This window comes from Sphingomonas bacterium, from assembly GCF_903643035.1.
Classification (GTDB): Bacteria; Pseudomonadota; Alphaproteobacteria; order Sphingomonadales; family Sphingomonadaceae; genus Sphingomonas.
In genome coordinates, this window is record NZ_CAHJWW010000330.1 from 1 (window position 1) to 2,752 (window position 2,752).

At 69.0% G+C, this 2,752-nt stretch carries 3 protein-coding genes; all 3 read right to left on the reverse strand.

Annotated features, from left to right (window positions below; translation table 11 throughout):
* Nucleotides 1-1,297, reverse strand: a 1,297-nt coding sequence (gene murD / locus HUV01_RS14700; protein WP_174298947.1) for a UDP-N-acetylmuramoyl-L-alanine--D-glutamate ligase, incomplete at its 3' end; no start/stop codon positions are given.
* Nucleotides 1,294-2,364, reverse strand: a complete 1,071-nt coding sequence (gene mraY, locus HUV01_RS14705) for a phospho-N-acetylmuramoyl-pentapeptide-transferase (RefSeq protein ID WP_174298948.1) — start codon at nucleotides 2,362-2,364, stop codon at nucleotides 1,294-1,296. The genes mraY and murD, both read right to left, overlap by 4 nt.
* Before the next feature lies 1 nt (nucleotide 2,365).
* Nucleotides 2,366-2,752: glutamate ligase domain-containing protein (locus tag HUV01_RS14710; RefSeq protein ID WP_302480076.1), on the reverse strand; the 387-nt coding region annotated here is incomplete at its 5' end.

Consider the following 2,752-nt stretch of genomic DNA (forward strand, 5'->3'; position numbering starts at 1 on the left):
CGTGCGGCGCGAGCACGGCGGCAAAGCGCGGCCCCGCCTCCCCGATCGTGTAGGCGCGCGCGACATGGGGGAAGCCCGGCCGGCACGCGTCGAGGTCGTCGCCCTTGGCGCGCCCGCCGACGATCCAGTGGACGCGGGGGTAGGCGGCGAGCGCGGGGGCGGCGGATTCGGGGTTGGTGGCCTTGGAGTCGTTGACGTAGGCGACGCCAGCGACCTCGGCGATGCGCTCCATGCGGTGCTGGAGGCCGGGGAAGGTCTTTAGCGCGGTGCTGATTGCATCTTCATCCATTTCCAGTGCCGAGCAGGCAAGGATCGCATCAATCGCATTTTGTGCGTTGTGAGCGCCTTGTAATGCAGGCCAGTCCTTCTGGGTACTGAGATGGTCGCGAGAAGCAGTTTGGCCATGCTGGTCGAACGCGCCCCAGAGATCGTACGGATCACTGACGTTATCGTCGTAATTCGACCAGAAACTACACGGATGTGTTTCATAGAGAACGCGATACAGCCTCTCGCCTACCTCGGCGTGCCAGTTGACGATACCGATATGAGGTGGGCCCATCATCTTGAACAAGCGCAGCTTCGATGCCCGGTATTCGTCAAAGCTACCGTACCGGTCGAGATGGTCCGGGGTGATGTTAGTCAGCACCGCCACGTCGCAGTCTAGACTCTGCGTCAGGTCGAGCTGGTAGCTCGACAGCTCCAGCACGTAGACGCCCCCTTCCGGCAACGGCTCCTGCGCCAGGATCGGCAGGCCGATGTTGCCGCCCATCAGGCTCGGCATGCCCGCCGTCCGCAGGATGTGGTGGATCAGCGCGACGGTGGTCGACTTGCCGTTGGTACCCGTGACGCCGACCACCCTGTGCGGCGGCAATCCGCCGCGCGCCTGCGCGAACAGCTCGATGTCGCCGATGATCGGCACCCCCGCCGCCCGCGCGCGCGGGGCGAGCGGGTGGGTGTTGAGCGGCACCCCGGGGGAGAGGACGATCGCATCGAAGGCGGCGAGGTCGATGGTGGAGAGATCAGCGATCACCAGATCCTCCCCCGCCAGGGGGAGGTGGCGCGCCGCAGGCGTGACGGGGGGGGCGGACTCGGCAGGCGTCGGGGCGTCCTCCCCCTCCACCGCTGCGCGGTCCCCCTCCCCCTGGCGGGGGAGGAAAGGGGTGCGCCGCGCCTTGTCCGCGTCCCACGCGACCACGCTCGCGCCGCTCGCCACCAGCGCGGCGACCGTCGCCGCGCCCGAGCGCGCCAGGCCCAGCACGCCGTACCGCTTCCCCGCCCAGGCGCACGACGTAATCAACGCAGCTTCAGCGTGCTGAGCCCCGCCAGCGCCAGCACCAGCGCCACGATCCAGAAGCGGATGACGACGGTGGGCTCGCTCCAGCCGAGCTGCTCGAAATGATGGTGGATCGGAGCCATCTTGAACACGCGCCTGCCGGTGCGCTTGTAGTGGAACACCTGGATGATGACGGACAGCGCCTCGACGACGAACAGCCCGCCGATGATCCCCAGCACGATCTCGTGGTGCGCCACCACCGCGATCGTCCCCAGCGCGCCGCCGAGCGCCAGGCTGCCGGTGTCGCCCATGAACACCGCCGCCGGCGGCGCGTTGAACCACAGGAACGCGAGGCCCGCGCCGACGATCGCCCCGCAGAAGATCGCCAGCTCGCCCGCCCGCGGGACATGCGCGATGCCGAGGTAGTCGGCGAACTTCGCGTTGCCGACCAGATAGGCGATCAGCATGAACGCCACCGCCGCGATGATGACCGGCATGGTCGCGAGGCCATCCAGCCCGTCGGTCAGGTTCACCGCATTGCCGAACGCGACGATCGTGAAGGCGGCGAACACCGGAAAGGCCCAGCCAAGCTCCAGGTACAGGCGGTTCGTGAACGGCAGGTACAGATGCGTGCCGTCCTCCTGCATGATGATCCACGCCGCGATCAGCGCGACCGCGAACTCGCCCGCCAGCCGCGTCCGGCCCGAGATGCCCGCCGTCGTCGCCTTGCGGACCTTGTCATAGTCGTCGAGGAACCCGATCGCGCCGAACCCCAGCGTCACGAACAGGCATGCCCAGACGAACGGGTTGGTCAGGTCCATCCAGATCAGGATCGCGCACGCCATGCTGGTCAGGATCATGAGGCCCCCCATCGTCGGCGTGCCGCGCTTGGCGAGGTGGCTCTGCGGGCCGTCGGCGCGGATCGGCTGGCCCTTGCCCTGGCGCACGCGCAGCCAGCCGATGAAGCGCGGCCCGATCAGCAGGCCGATGGACAGCGCGGTCGCGACCGCCGCGCCGGTGCGGAACGACTGATAGCGGACCAGGTTGAGCAGGCCCGGAAAGCCGAGCCAGCGGGCAAGGAAATACAGCATTCTACGTCGTTCCCGCCCGATGCGCCTGCAACCCCGCGACGACGCGCGACAGCCCCACTCCGTTCGATCCCTTGACAAGCACCGAGTCGCCGGGCGCCAGCATCGCGCGGAGCTGGTCCAGCGCCGCTACGGCGTCCGCGACATGGACGCATCGCATCCGCCCGGCAAGCACATCGGCGAGCGGCGCCATCGCCTCGCCGACCAGCAGCACCGCCTCGACGCGCGCCGCCCCGATCGGCCCGGCGAGCGCGGCGTGATGGGCAGGCCCGGCCTCGCCCAGCTCGCGCATCTCGCCCAGCACGGCGAGGTGGCGGCCCGGCTCGTCGGCCAGCACGCCGAGCGTCGCGCGCATGGAGGCGGGGTTGGCGTTGTAGCTCTCGTCGATCAC

Excerpts from the sequence above, each read along its gene's own strand:
- mraY (WP_174298948.1), bottom strand. The coding sequence starts at position 2,364 with ATGCTGTATTTCCTTGCCCGCTGGCTCGGCTTTCCGGGCCTGCTCAAC.